Source organism: Proteus mirabilis ATCC 29906, from assembly GCF_000160755.1.
In the GTDB taxonomy this organism is placed as follows: Bacteria; Pseudomonadota; Gammaproteobacteria; order Enterobacterales; family Enterobacteriaceae; genus Proteus; species Proteus mirabilis.
On sequence record NZ_GG668578.1, the window covers coordinates 56,122 to 76,461 of the forward strand.

Sequence of the window (20,340 nt, forward strand, 5' to 3'; positions counted from 1 at the left end):
GGGAGGAATAGTAAAAGTTACAGGTTAATTTCTAGCGCTAATAGCTCTTCAATGGTTTGACGACGTCTAATTAATTGAGGTATGCCCTGTGAAATTAACACTTCAGGAATAAGGGGACGACTATTATAGTTAGATGACATTGATGCACCATAAGCCCCCGTATCATGAATAACTAAGTAATCACCAACTTCTGCCGGAGGTAATAAACGAGGAGCAACCATTCCTCCTTCTTGCTGGGTAAACACATCACCAGATTCACAAAGAGGCCCTGCAACTATGGTTTCTTGTTGAAACTCGCTAGATTTTAATTGGCCGTATTTATCTAATAATGTGATTTGATGGTAACTACCATACATAGCTGGGCGCATTAAATCACTAAACCCTGCATCCACCAGCACATAATGACGATTTCCCATCGACTTAACCGCCCTTACTTGTGACACTAACACGCCAGACTCAGCCACTAAAAAGCGTCCTGGTTCAATTTCCAGTTCAATATCATGCCCAAGGTGTTGCGCTATACGTTGACGAGCACTATCCCATAAAGAGAAATAGTGGTTTAAATCGACTCTTTTATCTCCTTGCTGATAAGGTGTTGACAATCCCCCACCGGCCGAGATGGCTTTAATATCAACATTAGAGGTGAGTACTTGCTCAACCATTGCATCACAGACACTCGCTAAATGCTGATAATCAACCCCTGAGCCAATATGCATATGGAAACCAACCAAACTCAAATTGTATTGATTAATCACCGCTAATGCTTCTGGCACATCTTCATACCAAATACCATGTTTGCTATTTTCCCCACCTGTATTGGTCTTTTGGCTATGTCCATGACCAAACCCAGGATTTATTCTTATCCACACCGCGTGCCCTTGATGACGTTCTCCAAGTTGGCGAAGCATATCAATAGAACCTGCATTAACCGGAATATCTAATTCAACCACACGTTCAATCGTTTTTTCATCGAGTAAATCGGCGGTAAAGACAATTTCACTACGCTCTCGACCACCTTGGAAACCGGCAACCAACGCCCGCTCAATTTCACCTAGTGAGACAGAATCAACTTTAACGCCCTGCTGTTTCATTAACCGTAAAATATGAATGTTAGAGCAGGCTTTTTGTGCAAAACGAACCACATCAAAGGCTTTTAATTGCTCAATATGTTCAGAAATAGTCTCACCTTGATAGATCCATAATGGCGTGCCATAAGTTTGTGCTAATTGAGATAGGATCGCATTGTTGGATGTTGTCATCATTTTTTACTCAGCAATGTAGGGTGAATAAAAATATTATTAAGCAATTAAAGCGGGAATAAAAATATCAAATTAGCTATAGTCTATTCACTTGTGATATAGGATAAAATTTATGAAAACTCCATTTAGTTGGCGACATATTGAAATTTTTCATGCAGTGATGACCACACAAAACCTAACCGAAGCGGCAGATTTACTGAAAACGTCTCAACCCACAGTCAGTCGCGAACTATCACGTCTTGAACAACTATTGTCATTTAAGCTATTTGATAGAATTAAAGGTCGCCTACAACCTACCACGGAGGGATTAAGATTTTTTGAAGAGGTACAGCGCTCTTATTATGGACTTGATCGCATTATTACCGCAGCCAATAGTATTCGCCATTTTCATCAAGCGGAATTAAATATCACCTGTTTACCGGCATTTGCTCAATCACTATTACCCTCAATTTGCCAACAATTTCTCAGCCAGTATCCCGAGGTTAATTTAACGATAGTGCCACAGGAGTCTCCTTTATTAGAGGAGTGGTTATCTGCACAACATTATGATTTAGGGCTAACTGAGCACACACAAACACCTGCCGGAACCCAACAAGAAACACTGCTAACGTTAAATGAAGTCGCTATTTTGCCAAAGTCTCATGTGTTAAGTAAAAAAGCATTACTGCAGCCACAAGACTTTCATCAAACTCGTTTTATCAGCTTATCTGCTAATGATAGTTATCGACAACTTATTGATGCTATGTTTATTAAACAGGGGATCACTCGACAATTGATCATGGAAACACAAAGTGCGGCCTCAATTTGTGCCATGGTGAGTAAAGGCATTGGTGTTTCTATCGTTAACCCTATTACCGCCCTTGATTATCAATATAGTGATCTCTGTATACGGCCACTGAGTTTTACCATTCCATTTACGGTGAGTTTGATCACACCATCTCATCGCCCCTCATCACAACTTGTGCGCTATTTTATTGATGTGATGAAAACCACTTTAGCTAATTACCCAAAACAATTAACTCACGCGTTCACCCGATAATGACAACCAATGAGGCGAAGAAGCAAACCAGTCAACCAGAAAATCCAGTAAAACACGCACGGCTGCGGGCATATTTTGTCGGCTCGCTAACACGGCATAAATTCCCATAGGCTGTGGCTGATAATCCGCTAACAAAATTTCTAACTCACCCCGTTCAAGATAGGGTTTTGCTGAGCAGTAAGGTTGTAAGGAGACTCCGGCACCTTGCAAAGTGGCTTGCAATAACACAACAGACTCATTGGCACTTAAATTACCACCTACAGGAACAGAATAACGCTCATCACCTAAACTAAACTCCCACAAGCTACTGCCAAAAAAGCGATATGTGAGACATTGATGATAAGTCAAATCATCCGGCGTGTTAGGGATACCATGTTTAGCTAAATAATCTTTATGAGCACAAACCACAGAAAGACATTTTGCTAAAGGGCGGGCTATCAGATTAGGCTCTAAATGGTTGGTAATACGCAATGCAATATCAATACGCTCTTCAATAAGATTGACTGTCTGATTAGATATCTGCAAATCGACTGCAATAAGAGGATAAAGTTGTATAAATTCAGTTATAGCCACAGATAATGCACAATTAGCGAGTGATTGTGCCGTTGTAATACGCACCAGCCCACTGATTTGGTGACTCTCTTTGGGAATATTCGCGGGAATACGCTCGGCCATCTCTAGCAGTTGTAAACTTTGTTGATAAACTAATTCTCCCACGGAAGTCAGACTCTGCTTACGGGTTGTTCTATGCAACAAACGCACCCCAGCCCACTCCTCCATTTCATTAAGATAGCGCGTCACCATTGCTCTAGACATACCTAGATAATCAGCAGCTTTAATCATGCTACCTTGCTTAACGATGGTCACAAAAACCTCTGATGCTTTAATTTTGTCCATATTATTTGCTCGATTTATGCAACAATGTATTCACCAAAACAGGGTTTTTCTCCCATTTCATGCAACCTATTATAGAACGCATCAACATGATGGAGAAAATAAAGATGAAAAAATTACTTCCTTTAACACTTGCAACTACTGCGTTTTTCGCCACTTCTGTTATGGCAACAGAGTTAACATTAGATATCTACAATCCCGGTGATGCCAGTGTATTCCCTGTTTCATCTGAAATCATTTATGGTGATAAAGATGCTGTCTTAATCGATGCTCAATTCCAAAAAAATGATGCTCAAGCCTTAGTCGATAAAATTAAAGCATCAGGGAAAAACTTAACTTATATCTATATCAGCCATTCTGATCCCGATTTTTATTTTGGGTTAGATGTCATTACTGAAGCATTTCCAAATGCTAAAGTGATTGCCTCAGCTCCCACCGTCAAAATCATTAATGAAACCCAAGCAGGAAAACTTGCCTACTGGGGGCCTGTCCTCAAAGACAATGCCCCTAAAAAAGTTATCATTCCTGAAGTCGTTACTGGTGATAGTTTTTCTCTTGAAGGTGAAAAACTCTATATCAAAGGATTAGATAGCCAATCTCCAGAAAGAACCTATGTTTATGTGCCAAAACTGAATGCTATTATGGGTGGGGTAATACTGTCTGAAAATATTCATGTGTGGCTAGCAGATACTCAATCTAAAGCACAACGCCAATATTGGCTAGAAGCGTTACAACAGATTAAAACGTTATCACCTAAAACGGTTATTCCGGGACATTATGTTCCAAAAAGCAATTATGATATGCGTTCTGTTGATTTCACAATGAATTACCTTAAAGAGGCAGAAACTAAACTCGCTGAAACTCAAAACTCAGAACAATTTATTGCTGCGATGGAAAAAAGTTATCCTGACTTAGCAGATAAATCGAGTTTAGAGCTTAGCGCAAAAGTCCTTAAAGGAGAGATGAAATGGCCTCAGTAAGCCATGTGAACCAAGAAAATAGCACCAAAAAGCTGCACTATATTTACGATCCACTTTGTGGGTGGTGCTACGGCATTGCCCCACTTATTGAAGTAGTGAGTCACGAATACCCACATGTACTAACGCTACATGGTGGGGGATTATTTACCCCGACAAGAAAAGTGACAGGGGGCGATGCATGGAAAGAGCATGTAACCCCTATCGATGAACGTATTAGCCAGTTATCGGGGCAAATTTTTAGTCAGCAATACCGCAATAACCTCGCCAATACAGAGATGACATTAAACTCACTGATGCCAATTGCAGCGATATTGGTAGCAAGAAAAATGGGCGATAGAGATGTTATGTTATTAAAAGCGTTACAAGATGCCTATTATCTTGATGGATTAAATATTAGTGATAAAGATGTGCTATTTTTTATCGTACAAAAACTCGGGTTTGATATCACCCTTTTTTCGACGCTATTTACGCAAGTAAATGAGTATGAAATAACTCAACATATACAGCAAACTCAACAATTAATGCATCAAGTAAATGGTCGTGGTTTCCCAACGCTATGTATTGAAGATAACCAAACCTACCAGTTGATCCCAGTAGAGAATTATTTTGGCGATACAAAAAGTTGGACTTCTTTTCTAAAACAAACGCTGTAATACCTTACTGAAAATAGAGTAAATAATGATAGAGACTTGAAGGTGTAGACAAATTCTACACCTCACTCTTATTTAATATTCAGCAAGAAATATTAGCCTATTCAATACATTATTATTGTCTTTACTCTTAAAACAACTATCGCTGAAAATGCAAGGCAAGAGCCAAAGGCAATCTGCTTTATCTTCACATTAGTAAAAGCCCAAATAAGCATATAAATAACAATCCCTAATAGTGCAGCGAAAAAGAGGATATAAGGTAATAGTTCTATTCCACACCAAGCGCCTATGGCACTAAAAAGCTTTACATCACCCAACCCCAAAATAGTCTCTTGATATATCCAATAACTGAGCCAATAAATACTATAAAAAAACAAGCTTGCGACTAAACAGCCATAAAAAGAGCAAATTGAAGAAATCACGCCATAAGGCGTTAAATTAAGCGTAATTCCAAAGAAAAGTAACCAAAAAGTTAAGTTATCAGGTAGCTGAAGATAATCTGCATCGAAAAACGAGAGAGTTAAGAGGTAAAAACTAAACAATAGAAATAATATTAATAACGAATAATTAGAAATAGTAAAAGACCAATAAAAACAGATAATTAAATAGACTTGCCACAATTGCTGATAACGAATAGGTGAGAGGCGTGCTAAAACAGAGGTAGAGAAATAATCGCTACACCCTTTTAAAAAGGTAAAAAAGGCCATTGTAATCATGATGTTTTGCGGTAATAACATAAATATCTATCCTTGATATTTGCGAGTTCCTAATCTAGGACTCTAAAATAGAATGCTATTACTTCCAAGCAATGGTTGTTTTATCATATTGCAAACATGAAGTTTTACGACAAATCTCGCAAATAAAATCCAGCTATAATGATAGAAAAAGCCACCTGATAACTTGCATGAGCTAATGGCATGCGTATGATGCATATCACAATATCTTGTTTATCATGGTTAACATTTTACGTAAGGGTTTCACGTTATGCGTATTCCTCGCATTTATCATCCAGAGCCACTCAGTGCAGGTACACAAACTTCATTAGCAGAAGAAGCTGCAAATCACGTTGGACGAGTATTAAGAATGTCAAAAGGCCAAAAACTGGCACTTTTTGATGGCTCCAATCAAGTATTTGATGCTGATATTATCGAAAGCAGCAAAAAATCAGTGATTGTGCAGATTAATGAAGGACAAATGGATGATAGAGAATCCCCACTTGATCTCCATTTAGGCCAAGTACTTTCACGTGGTGAAAAAATGGAGTTTACTATCCAAAAGTCCGTTGAATTAGGTGTTAATACCATTACTCCGCTGATCTCTGAACGTTGTGGTGTTAAACTAGATCCTAGTCGTTTAGAAAAAAAACATCAGCAATGGCAAAAAATTATTATCTCAGCCTGTGAACAATGTGGCAGAAATAAAATTCCACAGCTTATGCCGGTGATGTCATTAGAGGCGTGGTGTGCCCAAACGGATGATAGCTTAAAACTTAATTTACACCCTAGAGCAAGCCAAAGTATTAATACCTTGCCACTTCCAGTTAAAAAAGTACGACTATTAATTGGCCCTGAGGGGGGATTATCCCCTGAAGAAATTGCCATGACAGCAAAATACCATTTTACTGATATTTTATTAGGTCCTCGTGTATTAAGAACTGAAACAACAGCACTCACCGCAATCACCGCTTTGCAGGTTCGGTTCGGCGATCTGGGATAAAGGAGAAATAATGATTAAATTAGGTATTGTGATGGATCCTATTTCATCCATCAAAATTAAAAAAGATACCAGCTTTGCCATGTTACTCGAAGCACAGCGCCGTGGTTGGGAAATCCATTATATGGAAATGAACGATCTTTATCTTAATCAAGGTGAAGCCCGTGCTCACACACGTCTGTTAAGTGTAGAAGAAAACCCTGAAAAGTGGTTTGAATTTGGTCAAGAGCAAGATATTGCGTTAGGCTCCCTTGATACCATTTTAATGCGTAAAGATCCCCCATTCGATACCGAATTTATCTATGCTACCTATATTCTTGAACGTGCTGAAGATATGGGGACTTTAATTGTTAATAAACCACAAAGCTTACGTGATTGTAATGAAAAACTCTTTACAGCATGGTTCCCTTCATTAACGCCAAATACATTAGTCACTCGAGAAGCCAAACACCTTCGCGCTTTCCATGAAAAACATGGTGATGTGATTTTTAAACCACTTGACGGTATGGGTGGCGCCTCTATTTTCCGCCTGAAAAAAGATGATCCAAACGTCGGTGTTATTATAGAAACCTTAACAGAGCACGGTCACCGTTTCTGTATGGCACAGAATTTCTTACCAGAAATTGTTGATGGTGATAAACGTATTCTGGTAGTTGATGGAGAGCCGGTTCCTTATTGCTTAGCCCGTATCCCTGCCAAAGGGGAAACCCGTGGTAACTTAGCTGCAGGTGGCCGTGGAGAAGCGCGCCCATTAACAGAAAGCGATTGGGCAATTGCACGCCAAGTAGCACCTATCTTAAAACAAAAAGGCCTTATTTTTGTTGGATTAGATGTTATTGGTGATCGTTTAACGGAAATTAATGTTACAAGCCCAACTTGTGCACGTGAGATTGAAGCAGCTTATCCTGAGGTTTCTATTACAGGTATGTTAATGGATGCTATTGAAGCGCGCCTTAACAAGAAAAACTAATTTTTAAACGATGTGTTTTAAGGTTTAAAAGTCTTTACCTAGCCCTTATATTAAACATTATCAATAGGGCTAGGTTTTTTAATAAAAACAATCAGAGAACAGTATTACTATTATGAATTTACTCAACCATTTTCTTATTGCTATGCCATCATTAAGCGATCCGCTCTTTCAACGCTCGGTCGTCTATGTTTGCGAACATAATGAAAACGGTGCAATGGGTTTAGTTATTAATAAGCCGATTGAAGATATCTCTATTGAAAGTGTCTTAGAGCAGTTGGAGATATTCTCAGCAGATAGAGATAGTGCGATTAGCTTACAAAAACCGGTTATGTCTGGTGGCCCTGTAGCGGAAGAGCATGGTTTTATCTTACACACCCCTGTTTCTGGTTTTAGCTCAAGTATTAAAATCAGCGATAGCACCATGATCACCACGTCAAAAGATGTGTTAGAAACATTAGGTACAGCAAGACAGCCTGAAAAAACCTTAGTCTCATTAGGATATTCCAGTTGGGAAAAAGGCCAGCTCGAGAGAGAAATTTTAGAAAATAGTTGGCTTACCGTTGAAGCAACCCCACAAATCATTTTTGATACCCCAATTGCAGAGCGTTGGCATAAAGCCGCCGAACTAATTGGTATCGATATCCACACAATTTCACCAACGGCTGGTCATGCATAATGTCAAATAGAACGGTAATGGGGTTTGATTTTGGCACCAAAAGTATTGGAGTCGCAATAGGTCAAGAAGTCACAGGGACAGCAAGGCCATTAGCCTCCTTTAAAGCTAAAGATGGTATTCCAGATTGGAGTCAAATCGAAAAAATCATTAAAGAATGGCAGCCGGATTTAGTGGTGGTGGGATTGCCTCTTAATATGGACGGCACAGAACAGCTAGTGACTACCCAAGCCAAAAAATTTGCCAATCGCTTGCATGGACGCTTTGGCGTACAAATCGCCTTACATGATGAGCGCCTTAGCACAGTAGAAGCCCGTGCTCACCTTTTTGAACAAGGGGGGTATCGCTCTTTAGATAAAGGCAGTGTTGATGCAACTTCTGCCGTTATTATTTTAGAAAGCTGGTTTGAACGGCAGTATTAATTTTCTTCATTGATGTGCTCATTGAGCAAACCTTCATATTGACGTTGTTGGCGACTTAAAGTGAAGGTTTGCATACCATATTCAAACCCAGTTTGCATTAATGTCGTCACTTGATGATATTTCCCTTCTCTGATCAGATGTGCAATCCCCTGCGTCATATACATCACTTCAAACAGGGCAACACGCCCGCCTTGTGTTGCAGGAACCAATTGCTGAGAAATAATTGCTTTTAAGCTCCCAGCTAATTGTGCCGAGATCCATTGTCGTTCATTGGATGAAAATACATTAGTGACACGCTCTAACGTTTGAACAACGCCTTGTGTATGTAATGTTGCTAGTACTAAATGCCCCGTTTCAGCCGCAATTAATGCCATTTTAATACTTTCTAGATCTCTTAATTCCCCTAGCATAATTACATCAGGATCTTGACGTAATGCAGCTTCTATTGCACTCGCTATATTTTGTACATCGCGCCCTATTTCACGTTGTTGGATAATGCTTTGCTTATTGGTGTAAATAAACTCTATTGGCGCTTCCAAAGTAAGAATATGCTGACGCTTATGCTGATTGAGATAATCAATCATCGCCGCTAATGTGGATGATTTACCACTCCCTGTTGCTCCCGTCACTAAAATAAGTCCATTAGAAACATTATCTAATAATGCAGTGATTGATTTTGGTACGCGTAGTGATGTTAATGCCGGGAGTTGTGAATTTATCACTCTTAGTACTGCGGATATCCCTAATTGTTGGCGAAATAAATTCACTCGTAAGCGCTGCCCCTCAGCAAGAGTTATCGCCGTATCAACTTGCCCCTCCTTACCAAAAAATTGCAATTGCGCTGTGGTCAGATAAGGTGTTATCCATTTGAGTAGCGTATCAGAAGTAATAGGTTTACATTGATTTTGTTGATAAAGTACGCCATTGATCCGTAATCGTGGCACATCGCCACAACAAAGGTGCAGATCGGAAGCATTATGCTTTACACTATATATAATTAATTTTTCCATATTCATCTTATTATCTCCTGAGTTGCCATGAATACTATTAAACAGAATCTCGTCAATGTCAGGTCTCACATTGACACCGCAGCGCAAAAATGCGGACGTTCTCCAGACGAAATAACTCTACTTGCAGTTAGTAAAACTAAGCCTGTGAGCGATATCGAAAAAGCAATTGCATGTGGACAAACTGAATTTGGTGAAAACTATGTGCAGGAAGGTGTAGATAAAATTAGCTATTTTGCTGAAAACAAAAATTTAGTTTGGCACTTTATTGGCCCATTGCAGTCCAATAAAACACGTCTTGTTGCTGAACATTTTGCCTGGTGCCATACCATAGATAGATTAAAAATAGCGCAAAGATTAAGTGATCAACGTCCAACTACGTTACCGCCACTCAATGTTTTGATCCAAATAAATATTAGTGATGAAAACAGTAAATCAGGGATCTCTCTTACCGAGCTTGATGGCCTTGCTGCACAAATATCCATTCTGCCAGGGATCAAACTGCGCGGACTAATGGCTATTCCTGCCCCAGAAAATGACTATAACAAGCAAGTCGAGGTACTAGAGAAAATGCATCAAGCATTTAAACAGTTACAAAACCAGTACCCCGATATTGATACATTGTCGATGGGAATGACTGGTGATATGGAAGCAGCAATTGCCTGTGGCTCAACACTGGTACGTATTGGAACGGCCATTTTTGGCGCTCGTGATTACGCCAATAAATAAAAAAGAGGTTAAATTAGTATGGAACATCGCAATATCGCTTTTATTGGTGCCGGAAATATGGCACACGCTATTATTGCAGGACTGGTTAATGGTGGTTATCCCGCAAAAAATATTACGGTAAGTTCACCTTCAGAGGTTCGACGTGAGCCTTTAGAAAAAGAGTTTGCCATACAGAGTACTTGCGACAACATCAGTGCTGTTGAAAATGCCGATGTCATCGTATTAGCCGTCAAACCGCAAATGATGGCTGAAGTTTGTAAGCCATTACAACATATCGATTTTGGTCAAAAATTAGTGCTAACCATTGCCGCGGGTATTCCAGCTTCTCGTTATAATGATTATTTAGCCACTTCGCTACGACTGATCCGCATCATGCCAAATACCCCAGCACTGGTTGGCAAAGGGTTAAGCGGTATGTTTGCTCAAAACACTATTACCCCTGAAGATAAACAATTTGCTGATGCGTTAATGAAAAGTGTCGGTACGACGGTTTGGGTAGAGCAAGAATCAGCTATCAATGATATTATCGCCGTTGCGGGTAGTGCGCCTGCTTATTTCTTCTTGTTTATGGAATCTATGCAACAAGAAGCCGAGCGCTTAGGTTTTTCAGCCGACGTAGCAAGAGCTATTGTACAACAAGCAGCCAGTGGCTCTACTGCATTAGCTGAAAAACAAAATAGCTTACCTTTTTCAACATTACGTGAACAAGTAACGTCAAAAGGTGGCACAACAGCTGCAGCATTGGCACAATTCTATGCAGGTAAATTACCTGAGAATGTTGCTTTAGCGATGCAAGCGGCGATTAAACGAGCGCAAGAAATGGAAAAACAGTTTTAATTTCATCAGGGCCAACTAATGAACTTTTTAAATTTCGTCATTCTGACTCTTATTCAACTCTATATTTCCGTGCTACTACTTCGTGTATGGATGCAATGTGTAAGAGCTGATTTTTATAATCCGTTTTCACAATTTGTGGTTAAAATTACCCAACCTGTTGTGCGCCCATTAAGAAGAATTATCCCCTCTATTGGCTCTATTGATACTGCTTCGGTCATCTTGGCATATGTTTTAGTGTTATTAGAAATTATCCTCCCTTCTTACTTATCCGGAGCAGGTGGTGCTATTCCATTTTCTTTAGTCCTACCCTTCGCATTTATTGAATTACTCACCGCAGCAGGTAAGATTATTTTTTGGATGATTATCATCCGTGCAATTCTCAGTTGGGTCAGTCAAGGACGTAATCCTATCGATCATCTGCTCTTCCAATTAACTGAGCCTTTAATGGCCCCAATTCGCCGTGTTATTCCGGCAATGGGAGGATTAGATTTCTCAGCCATGATTGTTATCCTGATCCTTTATGCCCTTAATTATTTACGTGTAGATGTTTTACAGTGGCTAATCACCATGACACTTTACTAAGGAAGATAATATGCAAAAAGTGGTTCTTGCTACTGGAAACCCCGGTAAAGTAACAGAGTTAGCCTCATTACTCGCTGATTTTGGTTTAGATATTGTCGCACAAACTGAGCTAGGTGTTGGCTCAGTTGAAGAAACAGGTCTTACTTTTGTAGAAAACGCACTAATTAAGGCGCGTCATGCTGCCAAAGTAACAGGCTTACCGGCTATAGCTGATGATTCAGGGATCTCGGTTGATGCATTAGGTGGTGCTCCGGGCATTTACTCTGCTCGTTATGCTGGTATTGAGGCAACCGATCAGCAAAATGTAGATAAATTACTCGAAGCAATGAAAGATGTTCCCGCAGAGAAACGTCAAGCTCAGTTTAACTGTGTGTTAGTTTATCTACGCCATGAAAACGATCCCACTCCGCTGATTTTCCATGGTATTTGGCAAGGTGTGTTAACTCAAGAAATGCAAGGTGATGGTGGATTTGGTTATGATCCTATTTTCTTTATCCCTGAGCTAAATTGCACTGCGGCACAGTTAACCAGAGAGCAAAAAAATCAATACTCTCACCGTGGTAAAGCACTAAAACTAATGTTGGATGCACTTAAGAATGCTTAAGTTACCACCATTAAGTTTGTATATTCATATTCCTTGGTGTGTACAAAAATGCCCTTATTGTGATTTTAATTCTCACACCTTAAAAGGCGAAGTTCCACATCAGGAATATGTGCAACATCTGCTCAATGATTTAGATGCTGATCTTACTCATGTTGGCTCTCGTGAAGTGCAAACTATCTTTATTGGTGGTGGCACGCCAAGCCTATTAAGTGCTGAATCAATGGCTGATTTACTGTATGGCGTAAAAGAGCGCATAGCCGTTGCTCCTGATGCTGAAATTACGATGGAAGCCAATCCTGGTACGGTTGAAGCTGAACGATTTGCCGGTTTTCAACGTGCGGGAATTAACCGTATATCCATTGGTGTACAAAGCTTTGGTAATGATAAACTGATCCGCTTAGGACGCATTCATGATGCCGATGAAGCTAAAAATGCCGCGAGACTAGCAAAAGAGTTAGGCTTACGTAGCTTTAATCTTGATTTAATGCATGGCTTACCTGACCAATCATTATCTCAAGCACTTTCAGATCTACAACAAGCAATCGCTTTATCTCCCCCACATCTTTCTTGGTATCAATTAACTATTGAACCCAATACGCAATTTGGCTCCCGTCCGCCTAAATTACCTGATGATGATATGTTATGGGATATTTTTTCTGAAGGTGACAAATTACTCACCGCAGCAGGATATCAACAATATGAAACATCGGCTTATTGTAAGCCAGGTTTTCAATGTCAACATAACCTAAACTATTGGCGTTTTGGGGATTATTTAGGTATTGGCTGTGGTGCTCATGGAAAAATAAGTTTTGCCGATGGCCGAATTATGAGAACGGTAAAAACCAAACATCCTAAAGGTTTTATGGCAGGACGTTATCTTCACCAGCAAAATTGGGTTGATAATGATGACCGTCCATTTGAATTTTTTATGAACCGCTTTCGGTTATTAGAAGCTTTTCCTCGGCAAGATTTTAGCGACTACACGGGGCTTGCACAAGAGACTATCCGTAGGCAAATTGATGAAGCACTCGCATTAGGTTATATCAGTGAAACAGAAACCCATTGGCAGATAACGCCCCACGGTAAACTGTTTCTTAATTCATTACTTGAACTCTTTCTTTAATACGAAAATTCACTTATTTCGTTAATAAACAAATGCCCATACTGTTCATTTACACTATGGGCATAATTTATTTATCGGCGCTTATAACCACTATCACTGATTTTAAAGTGCACTTTGCACCGCTTCAATTTGCTGAGTAAGACTTTCTAATCCACCACCAGAGAGATACCAAAGATCAGATTGCAGATAAACAATACCACCATTTTTATAAGCAGAAGTTGTTTTCACTTCATCATTTTCAAAAGTGGCTTTCTCTAATTTACCGGCACCAATGGCTTCACTGCGATCGATAATAAAAATAACATCCGGATTTACTTTGGCGATCATTTCAGAAGTAACCGCGCGACGTTTGCCTTTCTCTTCTTCAGCAACAGGTGGTAATTCTGCTTTCTTCGCTTTAACCACATCGTAAATCACGCTTTGGTTATTGGGCATTAAATTGCCTGCATTGTGCAGTAAGACCAACACTTTTTTATCTGATCCTGCCGCTTTTTTCTGAGCCTGTTCAATCACGGTATTCAATGTTGCTAATTGTGCTTGAGTAGCTTGTTGCTTATCAAATAATTCACCTATTAATTGAATATTCGCTTCCACTGAATCAAGATAATTCGCACTATTTGTACCTAAATTAATCGTGGGGGCAATGTTTGTGAGTTTCTCATAAGAAGCGCCTTGACGACCGGTAATAATAATTAAATCAGGTTTAAGCTCAGCGAGTTTCTCAAAATCAGGGGCTTTCATTCCCCCAACATTAGCTACATCATTCGCAATACGCCCTTTAATATATTCAGGTGCATTTCCTAATGGTAAACCAACCACTTTATCCGCTAAACCTAATGCAACTAAAGAGTCATATAGACCAAAATCAAATAGTACAACCTTAGACGGATTTTTAGATACTGCGGTTTCACCTAATAAGTGCTTGATAACAACTTTACCATTTTGCTGTTCAACAATTTGATTAGGCTGGTATGTAACTGAGGTATTACTTAATGCAGAAAAACTGCTAACTGACAGAAGAGAGGCAGTAACTAACGCAAGGATCTTTTTCATGAATTTAGCCCTGTTTAAGTGGAATACTTAAGCAGGGCATTCTAAACAGCTTACTTTACATGTCAATTGAATAAGAATGATTTTCATTGTTATTTTCAACTATTGTGAATCAACAATCTATAACTCTTATTTACTATAAGGATAAAGCTATTTGTTTAGTGAATTTATCAATTCGACACGTTGGTTTTCCATTTGGGTGATTTTATTACATGCCTGCTGCCCAAATTGATTAAATGAAGCTTCTTGTTGCTTCCACTCTTTTTCGATGATTTGTTGAAAACCATCAAGATTACCTAATAATCCACTTAAGGCTTTTTTCCTATCACCACTCGCAGCAGCTAGTAATTGTTTTTGACCTAATTCATTAATGCTATCTTGCAACATCCCCCCAAGGCTACTCTCAATTATTTCTCGCCCTTTGGTTTCGACCTGTTTAATCGCTTGAGCATGGAATGTGACATTATCAGGCTTGAGCGAAATAACAGTATCCATTTGTTGATTAAGATTTTTTTCTAAGTCACTTAAGCGCTTTAAAATACGGCTATCTTGCCCAAAGGCTTCAATAACAACTTTATCCAGTACTTTTCTTGACTCTTGTAATTTAATTCCCGTCTCTTTTCTTAACCAAGGGATATCTTGCCTAACTGTCGCTTGATATTTTTTCGCAATAGCTTGTTGCTCAGGGGTTAGTGTGACGCTCTTTTCATCGCGCAGTAACGTGCCATCGGGATAAATAACAAGTAAACCATTAGAGCCGGCCACTTCAACAAATTCAGGTGTAATACGTAAATCATCTTTTGGCGTGACAGCACAGTCAAAACTGGGTGCAGCAGTGGCTGAACTTGCGACAAAAACCAATGCAACGACCAACTTTTTAAATCCCATAATCGCTCTCCTAGAAGCGTATTGAACTACTTTTTTTACCTAACATTGCGCATTATTGGCGTCTACAGCCACTTAAAATATTGAGCGCCCTACTTTGTTTGCTAATAATTCAAGGCCAGCACACCCCGCCAATGAGTTACCAGATTTATCCAACTCTGGTGACCATACTGCTACGGTAAAGGCATCAGGAACCACAGCAATAATACCGCCTCCCACCCCAGACTTACCGGGAATACCGATACGGAAAGCAAACTCTCCCGCACCATCATACATACCACAAGTTAACATTAACGCATTTATTTGTCGGGCTTGTCTTGGCGTAATAATCTGATTTTTACTTCCAACACATATTCCTTGATTCGCTAAGTAGCTAAAACAACGAACAAGCTCTACACAACTCATTTCAATCGAGCAATAGTGAAAATAGGTTTCTAATACGGTGATAACATCATTATCAAAATTATCAAACGATTTCATCAGATAGGCAATGGCAGCATTACGACTTAAATGTTCCATCTCTGATTTTGCCACAACGGTGTTATAGCAAATATCAGCTGTATTCGTCAGTGCACGAATAACTTCTAACATTCTCTGTTTTGGCGCACTTAATCGCGATTGCAACATATCCGTAATCACTATCGCTCCAGCATTGATAAAAGGATTACGTGGTAGCCCTTTTTCCATTTCTAACTGGATCAACGAATTAAAAGGTAATCCTGAAGGCTCTTTGCCTACTCGTTGCCAAATCTCGCTTTCATCATAACGTGTTAACGCAAGGGTTAAGCTAAGTACTTTTGATATAGACTGAATAGAGAAACGTTTATCGGCCATACCCGCTTGATAAAGCTCACCATCAACCGTATACACGGCCATAGCCAGTTGATTAGCAGGTACTTGAGCGAGAGCAGGAATATAATCTGCTACTTTTCCTTGCCCAATTAAAGGACGAATTTGTTGCAATATATCTGACAATAATGCGTTAGATAACGTTGTAGTCACAGCTGATTCCCTAGACAGACAAGGGCATCCTGTTGGATGCCCTTGTGATTATTTGCTAAAAATGTATAACTTTTTATTAGTCCCACCAAACGTCAAATAGTTCAGAGGTCTGTACATCTTGCATATTTTTTTCTTTTAAGTAGTTTTCTACTAATTGACGATGCTCTTCGGTACATTTGCCAATTTTTTGTAGACAGATCAGGCCTTCCCAACTCAGATAACCACTCGCATCAAATGCCAGCCCATTTGGCTCTATCACATTAAGGATAAAGTCATCAACAAAGCTGTCGACCTCCTCAATAGGGGTATTTTCTGGGAACGTCCATTTAACTGAAAAACCTAATTCCTGAAATTCATCGATACGCATTTTTTTGCGTAAACGGCGACTACGCTGTTTAGCCATTATTTTACCCTCTTAAACATAAGATCCCATACTCCATGCCCTAAACGATGACCGCGTTGTTCAAACTTAGTCACGGGGCGTGTTTCTGGTCGTGGTACATAATCCTGAGTTTCTGATAAGTTCTGATATCCATCAACACTTGTCATAACTTCAAGCATATGTTCTGCATAGGGTTCCCAATCTGTTGCCATATGGAAAACACCGTTTGGCGCTAATTTAGTTAAAATTAACTCTGCAAATGGTACTTGCACAATACGACGTTTATTATGACGCGCTTTGTGCCATGGATCAGGAAAAAACAACTGAACCATCTGTAAACTATTATCTGGGATCATGTGATTGAGTACTTCTATCGCATCATGACACATAACTCGCAGATTTGAGATATTCTCTTCTTGTGCACTGGCAAGGCAAGCACCTACACCGGGGGCATGTACCTCAATACCAAAGTAATTATTTTCTGGCGAATTTTTTGCCATAGTCACCAACGAAGCGCCCATTCCAAAACCAATTTCTAAAACAACAGGGGCGTTACGTCCAAAAACCTGACTGAAGTCGATAGGTTCCGGTTGATATTCAATGCCAAAGATAGGCCATTGCTTTTCTAATGCTTGTTCCTGACGAGGAGTTAAACGGCCTTGTCGGCGAACAAAACTACGAACGCGTCGTAAAGCACGCCCTTCTTCATTGAATTCCGGAGAAATTACATTCTTGATCATGTCTAATACTGTCAGTCGTTAGGCCAATTATTAACTTAATAACGTTATAATGTCGTTATAGTATACATTTAAGCGACATTATCCAAAGATAGCCAATTTTAGCAAGAGTCACCTATATAAGCATCACTCTATAAGATAAATATTAAGGGTGTTTACAGTTTATGCTCTCTGTGGTGCAATCTTACCCTTATACAGATCTGAGTTAAAAATAAAATATGATGGAAGCACAGCAGTTCTCGCAAGTCGTACTCGACTGGTATCACAAATACGGGCGCAAAACATTACCTTGGCAACAAGAAAAAACGCCTTATCACGTTTGGTTATCTGAGGTGATGTTACAACAAACTCAAGTTGCCACGGTGATCCCTTATTTTGAGCGTTTTATTGCGCGTTTTCCGAATGTTAGCGCATTAGCGAAAGCGCCACTTGATGAGGTGCTACATTTATGGACGGGTTTAGGTTATTACGCCCGCGCCAGAAACTTACATAAGGCGGCACAACACATTGTAGATAAGCATCAAGGACAGTTTCCTGATACCTTTGAGGACGTTTGTGCTTTACCGGGTGTGGGACGCTCTACAGCAGGGGCTATTTTATCGCTATCACTAAAAAAGCCTTACCCTATTCTTGATGGCAATGTGAAACGTGTTTTAGCGCGTTGTTATGCTGTAGAAGGTTGGTCGGGTAAAAAAGAAGTTGAAAATAAATTATGGGAAATCAGTGAACAAGTCACCCCAACCAAAGGGGTTGAATATTTTAATCAAGCAATGATGGATTTAGGGGCAATGGTTTGTACGCGAACAAAACCAAAATGCGAACTTTGCCCTTTAAATACAGGTTGTATTGCTTATGCTCACCATAGTTGGGCGGATTATCCGGGGAAAAAACCTAAAAAGGCTATTCCGGAAAAAACAACTTATTTTCTTATTTTACAATATGATAATCTGGTCTGGTTAGATAAAAGACCACCAGCAGGAATATGGGGAGGACTGTTCGCCTTTCCTCAGTTTGAAACAAAAATGCTTTTAGAACAGTGGCTAGCTGAACATGGTCTTGAAAATAATAAAACTGAGCAATTAATTTCATTTAGACATACTTTTAGCCATTTTCATTTAGATATAGTACCAATTTGCGTAAAACTCTCCACGTTTACCTCTCTGATGGAGGCGCAACAAGGACTTTGGTATAACTTACAAACCCCGGCAAGCGTAGGGCTTGCGGCACCTGTAGAGAATTTACTTAGACAATTAGCCTAAGCTAATACCGGCGATATTTGAGGATTTATTATGAGTAGAACTATTTTTTGTACTTTCCTAAATAAAGAAGCGGATGGACTTGATTTTCAGTTATATCCAGGAGAGCTTGGAAAACGCATTTTCAATGAGATTTCTAAAGAAGCTTGGGGTCAATGGATGGCAAAGCAAACCATGCTTATCAATGAGAAAAAACTCAACACAATGAATCCTGACGATCGCAAATTATTAGAACAAGAGATGGTAAGATTTTTATTTGAAGGCCACGATGTTCATATTGACGGCTACACACCACCTGAAAAATAATATCCATTTTCCAGAGCCATTACGGCTCTGGAGTTTTATTCACCAGAGCGATGCAATAGACCATGAAAAAAATCCTTCTCTTGCTGATTATCGCCCCTCTACTCATCTCATGTAGTAGTAAACCCACTAAAACTTTTGAGCCTGATTACAGCAAAGACACCAATGCCTTCGATATATTAATGGGACAATTTGCCAATAATATCGAGATGATTTGGGGAATGCAGGAAGTATTAATCGCAGGCCCTAAAGACTACGTAAAATATACGGACGCTTATAGAACTCGTAGCCATATTAATTTTGAAGCGGGTACCATCACTATAGAAACCCTAGGGGGTGACGCGCCTCAATTCCAATTACATAAAGCGATTGTCACGACATTGCTTATGGGAGAAGATCCCGGCTCTATCGACCTCTACTCTGATGTAAATAATATCCCCCACAGTACAGAGCCTTTTTTATTAGGACAAGTACTTGATAATACAGGGCAGCCTATACGCTGGGAGTGGCGAGCAAATAAATTTGCAGATTATCTAATTGCCAATAAATTACAAAAACGTCAATCAGGGCTGAACACTATTTGGTATGTCACTATTAACTTAGTACCTAACCACTTAGATAAACGTGCACATAAATACTTACCTTATGTACAACAAGCCGCGGCCAAGTATGGTGTTGAACCTTCCCTGATCCTTGCAATTATGCAAATTGAATCCAGCTTCAACCCCTATGCGGTAAGTAGCTCAGATGCACTAGGCTTAATGCAAATTATGCCAGCAACAGCCGGACGAGATGTATTTCGTATGCAAGGTAAATCAGGACAGCCAAGTCGCAGTTACTTATTTGATCCGGCGAATAATATCGATGTTGGTACAGCGTATATCTCGATATTACAAAATAGCTACTTAGGTGACATTAAAGATCCCGTTTCTCGTCGCTATGCGGTGATACAGGCTTACAATGGCGGTGCGGGTAGTGTGTTACGCATCTTCCATAGTGATAAGAAAAAAGCAGCCGCGATGATTAATAACTTAGCGCCGACGGAAGTTTATACGACATTGCGCAATAAACATCCGGCCGACCAATCACGGCGTTATCTTGAAAAGGTAAGCACCGCGCAACGTAACTATCGTTAACCATTATTATGGTTAAAAATAAAGCTTACCCAATCAATTTGGGTAAGCTTTTTTGTTATCGGTACCCTGCTTTTGTTCACTTCGCTACATTTTTTCTTTATTGCTCT

General features: G+C 39.6%; 24 protein-coding genes. 15 read left to right on the forward strand and 9 right to left on the reverse strand.

Annotated elements, in window-relative coordinates:
- Nucleotides 1-17: 17 nt before the first annotated feature.
- Nucleotides 18-1,262: a diaminopimelate decarboxylase gene (gene lysA / locus HMPREF0693_RS08400; protein ID WP_004244810.1), complete on the reverse strand. Its 1,245-nt coding sequence runs from the start codon at nt 1,260-1,262 to the stop codon at nt 18-20.
- A gap of 109 nt (nt 1,263-1,371) precedes the next feature.
- On the opposite strand from lysA, the gene HMPREF0693_RS08405 reads away from it, so the two are divergent.
- Nucleotides 1,372-2,298, forward strand: a complete 927-nt coding sequence (locus tag HMPREF0693_RS08405) for a LysR family transcriptional regulator (RefSeq protein ID WP_004244812.1) — start codon at nt 1,372-1,374, stop codon at nt 2,296-2,298.
- Here the strand turns inward: HMPREF0693_RS08405 and HMPREF0693_RS08410 are convergent.
- The gene (locus HMPREF0693_RS08410; protein ID WP_004244813.1) at nt 2,275-3,195 is read right to left on the reverse strand and encodes a LysR family transcriptional regulator; all 921 of its coding nucleotides are present in this window, start codon (nt 3,193-3,195) and stop codon (nt 2,275-2,277) included. The two genes, HMPREF0693_RS08405 and HMPREF0693_RS08410, sit on opposite strands and share 24 nt — an antisense overlap.
- Nucleotides 3,196-3,299: 104 nt before the next feature.
- Here HMPREF0693_RS08410 and HMPREF0693_RS08415 point away from each other — a divergent pair, with 104 nt between their 5' ends.
- Both HMPREF0693_RS08415 and HMPREF0693_RS08420 read left to right on the forward strand, forming a co-directional pair.
- Nucleotides 3,300-4,172: an MBL fold metallo-hydrolase gene (locus HMPREF0693_RS08415; RefSeq protein WP_004247385.1), complete on the forward strand. Its 873-nt coding sequence runs from the start codon at nt 3,300-3,302 to the stop codon at nt 4,170-4,172.
- Nucleotides 4,160-4,825, forward strand: a complete 666-nt coding sequence (locus HMPREF0693_RS08420; protein ID WP_004244815.1) for a DsbA family protein — start codon at nt 4,160-4,162, stop codon at nt 4,823-4,825. The genes HMPREF0693_RS08415 and HMPREF0693_RS08420 overlap by 13 nt, the downstream gene beginning before the upstream one ends.
- A 101-nt stretch (nt 4,826-4,926) precedes the next feature.
- On the opposite strand, the gene HMPREF0693_RS08425 is transcribed toward HMPREF0693_RS08420, so the two are convergent.
- Nucleotides 4,927-5,559 (reverse strand): prepilin peptidase, encoded by a 633-nt coding sequence (locus tag HMPREF0693_RS08425; protein WP_004244817.1) that lies wholly within the window; start codon nt 5,557-5,559, stop codon nt 4,927-4,929.
- Nucleotides 5,560-5,806: 247 nt separating this feature from the next.
- Between HMPREF0693_RS08425 and rsmE the strand changes: the two genes are divergently transcribed.
- The 4 genes from rsmE (at nt 5,807) to ruvX (ending at nt 8,600) form a co-directional block, all read left to right on the forward strand.
- On the forward strand, nt 5,807-6,538 hold the full coding sequence (gene rsmE / locus HMPREF0693_RS08430; RefSeq protein WP_004244819.1) for a 16S rRNA (uracil(1498)-N(3))-methyltransferase: 732 nt from the start codon (nt 5,807-5,809) through the stop codon (nt 6,536-6,538).
- A 10-nt stretch (nt 6,539-6,548) separates the two neighbouring features.
- Nucleotides 6,549-7,505, forward strand: a complete 957-nt coding sequence (gshB, locus tag HMPREF0693_RS08435) for a glutathione synthase (protein ID WP_004244820.1) — start codon at nt 6,549-6,551, stop codon at nt 7,503-7,505.
- A gap of 112 nt (nt 7,506-7,617) precedes the next feature.
- Nucleotides 7,618-8,181: a YqgE/AlgH family protein gene (locus HMPREF0693_RS08440; RefSeq protein ID WP_004244821.1), complete on the forward strand. Its 564-nt coding sequence runs from the start codon at nt 7,618-7,620 to the stop codon at nt 8,179-8,181.
- Nucleotides 8,181-8,600 (forward strand): Holliday junction resolvase RuvX, encoded by a 420-nt coding sequence (gene ruvX / locus HMPREF0693_RS08445; protein ID WP_004244822.1) that lies wholly within the window; start codon nt 8,181-8,183, stop codon nt 8,598-8,600. The genes HMPREF0693_RS08440 and ruvX overlap by 1 nt, the downstream gene beginning before the upstream one ends.
- On the opposite strand, the gene HMPREF0693_RS08450 is transcribed toward ruvX, so the two are convergent.
- On the reverse strand, nt 8,597-9,616 hold the full coding sequence (locus HMPREF0693_RS08450) for a type IV pilus twitching motility protein PilT (RefSeq protein WP_004244823.1): 1,020 nt from the start codon (nt 9,614-9,616) through the stop codon (nt 8,597-8,599). The genes ruvX and HMPREF0693_RS08450 overlap by 4 nt on opposite strands.
- Before the next feature lie 21 nt (nt 9,617-9,637).
- Here HMPREF0693_RS08450 and HMPREF0693_RS08455 point away from each other — a divergent pair, with 21 nt between their 5' ends.
- From HMPREF0693_RS08455 to hemW, 5 genes are read left to right on the forward strand one after another with little or no spacing between them, the layout of a single operon-like run.
- Nucleotides 9,638-10,336 (forward strand): YggS family pyridoxal phosphate-dependent enzyme, encoded by a 699-nt coding sequence (locus HMPREF0693_RS08455; RefSeq protein ID WP_004244825.1) that lies wholly within the window; start codon nt 9,638-9,640, stop codon nt 10,334-10,336.
- An 18-nt stretch (nt 10,337-10,354) separates the two neighbouring features.
- Complete coding sequence (gene proC, locus HMPREF0693_RS08460; RefSeq protein ID WP_004244827.1) at nt 10,355-11,173, forward strand: pyrroline-5-carboxylate reductase; 819 nt, start codon at nt 10,355-10,357, stop codon at nt 11,171-11,173.
- An 18-nt stretch (nt 11,174-11,191) separates the two neighbouring features.
- Nucleotides 11,192-11,755, forward strand: coding sequence for a YggT family protein (locus HMPREF0693_RS08465; protein WP_004244828.1), 564 nt, complete (start codon nt 11,192-11,194; stop codon nt 11,753-11,755).
- A 10-nt stretch (nt 11,756-11,765) separates the two neighbouring features.
- Nucleotides 11,766-12,359 carry an XTP/dITP diphosphatase gene (locus tag HMPREF0693_RS08470; RefSeq protein WP_004244829.1) on the forward strand — a complete coding sequence of 198 codons (594 nt, stop codon included), beginning with the start codon at nt 11,766-11,768 and terminating at the stop codon, nt 12,357-12,359.
- Nucleotides 12,352-13,482, forward strand: coding sequence for a radical SAM family heme chaperone HemW (hemW, locus tag HMPREF0693_RS08475; RefSeq protein ID WP_004244830.1), 1,131 nt, complete (start codon nt 12,352-12,354; stop codon nt 13,480-13,482). The genes HMPREF0693_RS08470 and hemW overlap by 8 nt, the downstream gene beginning before the upstream one ends.
- A gap of 102 nt (nt 13,483-13,584) precedes the next feature.
- Here hemW and HMPREF0693_RS08480 read toward each other — a convergent pair whose 3' ends face one another.
- From HMPREF0693_RS08480 to trmB, 5 genes are all read right to left on the reverse strand, one after another.
- Entirely contained in the window at nt 13,585-14,535 is a 951-nt protein-coding gene (locus HMPREF0693_RS08480) for a siderophore ABC transporter substrate-binding protein (protein WP_004244831.1), read from the reverse strand.
- Between the two features lie 147 nt (nt 14,536-14,682).
- A complete protein-coding gene (locus HMPREF0693_RS08485) occupies nt 14,683-15,420 on the reverse strand; it encodes a YggN family protein (protein ID WP_004244832.1) in 738 nt (245 codons plus the stop codon).
- Between the two features lie 72 nt (nt 15,421-15,492).
- Nucleotides 15,493-16,419 carry a glutaminase B gene (gene glsB, locus HMPREF0693_RS08490; RefSeq protein WP_004244833.1) on the reverse strand — a complete coding sequence of 309 codons (927 nt, stop codon included), beginning with the start codon at nt 16,417-16,419 and terminating at the stop codon, nt 15,493-15,495.
- Between the two features lie 76 nt (nt 16,420-16,495).
- Complete coding sequence (locus HMPREF0693_RS08495; RefSeq protein WP_004244834.1) at nt 16,496-16,822, reverse strand: YggL family protein; 327 nt, start codon at nt 16,820-16,822, stop codon at nt 16,496-16,498.
- On the reverse strand, nt 16,822-17,541 hold the full coding sequence (gene trmB / locus HMPREF0693_RS08500) for a tRNA (guanosine(46)-N7)-methyltransferase TrmB (RefSeq protein ID WP_004244835.1): 720 nt from the start codon (nt 17,539-17,541) through the stop codon (nt 16,822-16,824). The genes HMPREF0693_RS08495 and trmB overlap by 1 nt, the downstream gene beginning before the upstream one ends.
- A 215-nt stretch (nt 17,542-17,756) precedes the next feature.
- Here trmB and mutY point away from each other — a divergent pair, with 215 nt between their 5' ends.
- The 3 genes from mutY (at nt 17,757) to mltC (ending at nt 20,233) form a co-directional block, all read left to right on the forward strand.
- On the forward strand, nt 17,757-18,797 hold the full coding sequence (gene mutY / locus HMPREF0693_RS08505; RefSeq protein ID WP_004244836.1) for an A/G-specific adenine glycosylase: 1,041 nt from the start codon (nt 17,757-17,759) through the stop codon (nt 18,795-18,797).
- Between the two features lie 30 nt (nt 18,798-18,827).
- Nucleotides 18,828-19,100, forward strand: a complete 273-nt coding sequence (locus tag HMPREF0693_RS08510) for an oxidative damage protection protein (RefSeq protein ID WP_004244837.1) — start codon at nt 18,828-18,830, stop codon at nt 19,098-19,100.
- Nucleotides 19,101-19,162: 62 nt separating this feature from the next.
- Nucleotides 19,163-20,233, forward strand: coding sequence for a membrane-bound lytic murein transglycosylase MltC (gene mltC, locus HMPREF0693_RS08515; protein WP_004244838.1), 1,071 nt, complete (start codon nt 19,163-19,165; stop codon nt 20,231-20,233).
- Nucleotides 20,234-20,340: the final 107 nt, after the last annotated feature.

Coding starts and splice junctions, on each gene's coding strand:
- lysA (WP_004244810.1), bottom strand. CDS start 1,262: ATGATGACAACATCCAACAATGCGATCCTATCTCAATTAGCACAAACT.
- HMPREF0693_RS08405 (WP_004244812.1), top strand. CDS start 1,372: ATGAAAACTCCATTTAGTTGGCGACATATTGAAATTTTTCATGCAGTG.
- HMPREF0693_RS08410 (WP_004244813.1), bottom strand. CDS start 3,195: ATGGACAAAATTAAAGCATCAGAGGTTTTTGTGACCATCGTTAAGCAA.
- HMPREF0693_RS08415 (WP_004247385.1), top strand. CDS start 3,300: ATGAAAAAATTACTTCCTTTAACACTTGCAACTACTGCGTTTTTCGCC.
- HMPREF0693_RS08420 (WP_004244815.1), top strand. CDS start 4,160: ATGGCCTCAGTAAGCCATGTGAACCAAGAAAATAGCACCAAAAAGCTG.
- HMPREF0693_RS08425 (WP_004244817.1), bottom strand. CDS start 5,559: ATGTTATTACCGCAAAACATCATGATTACAATGGCCTTTTTTACCTTT.
- rsmE (WP_004244819.1), top strand. CDS start 5,807: ATGCGTATTCCTCGCATTTATCATCCAGAGCCACTCAGTGCAGGTACA.
- gshB (WP_004244820.1), top strand. CDS start 6,549: ATGATTAAATTAGGTATTGTGATGGATCCTATTTCATCCATCAAAATT.
- HMPREF0693_RS08440 (WP_004244821.1), top strand. CDS start 7,618: ATGAATTTACTCAACCATTTTCTTATTGCTATGCCATCATTAAGCGAT.
- ruvX (WP_004244822.1), top strand. CDS start 8,181: ATGTCAAATAGAACGGTAATGGGGTTTGATTTTGGCACCAAAAGTATT.
- HMPREF0693_RS08450 (WP_004244823.1), bottom strand. CDS start 9,616: ATGAATATGGAAAAATTAATTATATATAGTGTAAAGCATAATGCTTCC.
- HMPREF0693_RS08455 (WP_004244825.1), top strand. CDS start 9,638: ATGAATACTATTAAACAGAATCTCGTCAATGTCAGGTCTCACATTGAC.
- proC (WP_004244827.1), top strand. CDS start 10,355: ATGGAACATCGCAATATCGCTTTTATTGGTGCCGGAAATATGGCACAC.
- HMPREF0693_RS08465 (WP_004244828.1), top strand. CDS start 11,192: ATGAACTTTTTAAATTTCGTCATTCTGACTCTTATTCAACTCTATATT.
- HMPREF0693_RS08470 (WP_004244829.1), top strand. CDS start 11,766: ATGCAAAAAGTGGTTCTTGCTACTGGAAACCCCGGTAAAGTAACAGAG.
- hemW (WP_004244830.1), top strand. CDS start 12,352: ATGCTTAAGTTACCACCATTAAGTTTGTATATTCATATTCCTTGGTGT.
- HMPREF0693_RS08480 (WP_004244831.1), bottom strand. CDS start 14,535: ATGAAAAAGATCCTTGCGTTAGTTACTGCCTCTCTTCTGTCAGTTAGC.
- HMPREF0693_RS08485 (WP_004244832.1), bottom strand. CDS start 15,420: ATGGGATTTAAAAAGTTGGTCGTTGCATTGGTTTTTGTCGCAAGTTCA.
- HMPREF0693_RS08495 (WP_004244834.1), bottom strand. CDS start 16,822: ATGGCTAAACAGCGTAGTCGCCGTTTACGCAAAAAAATGCGTATCGAT.
- trmB (WP_004244835.1), bottom strand. CDS start 17,541: ATGATCAAGAATGTAATTTCTCCGGAATTCAATGAAGAAGGGCGTGCT.
- mutY (WP_004244836.1), top strand. CDS start 17,757: ATGATGGAAGCACAGCAGTTCTCGCAAGTCGTACTCGACTGGTATCAC.
- HMPREF0693_RS08510 (WP_004244837.1), top strand. CDS start 18,828: ATGAGTAGAACTATTTTTTGTACTTTCCTAAATAAAGAAGCGGATGGA.
- mltC (WP_004244838.1), top strand. CDS start 19,163: ATGAAAAAAATCCTTCTCTTGCTGATTATCGCCCCTCTACTCATCTCA.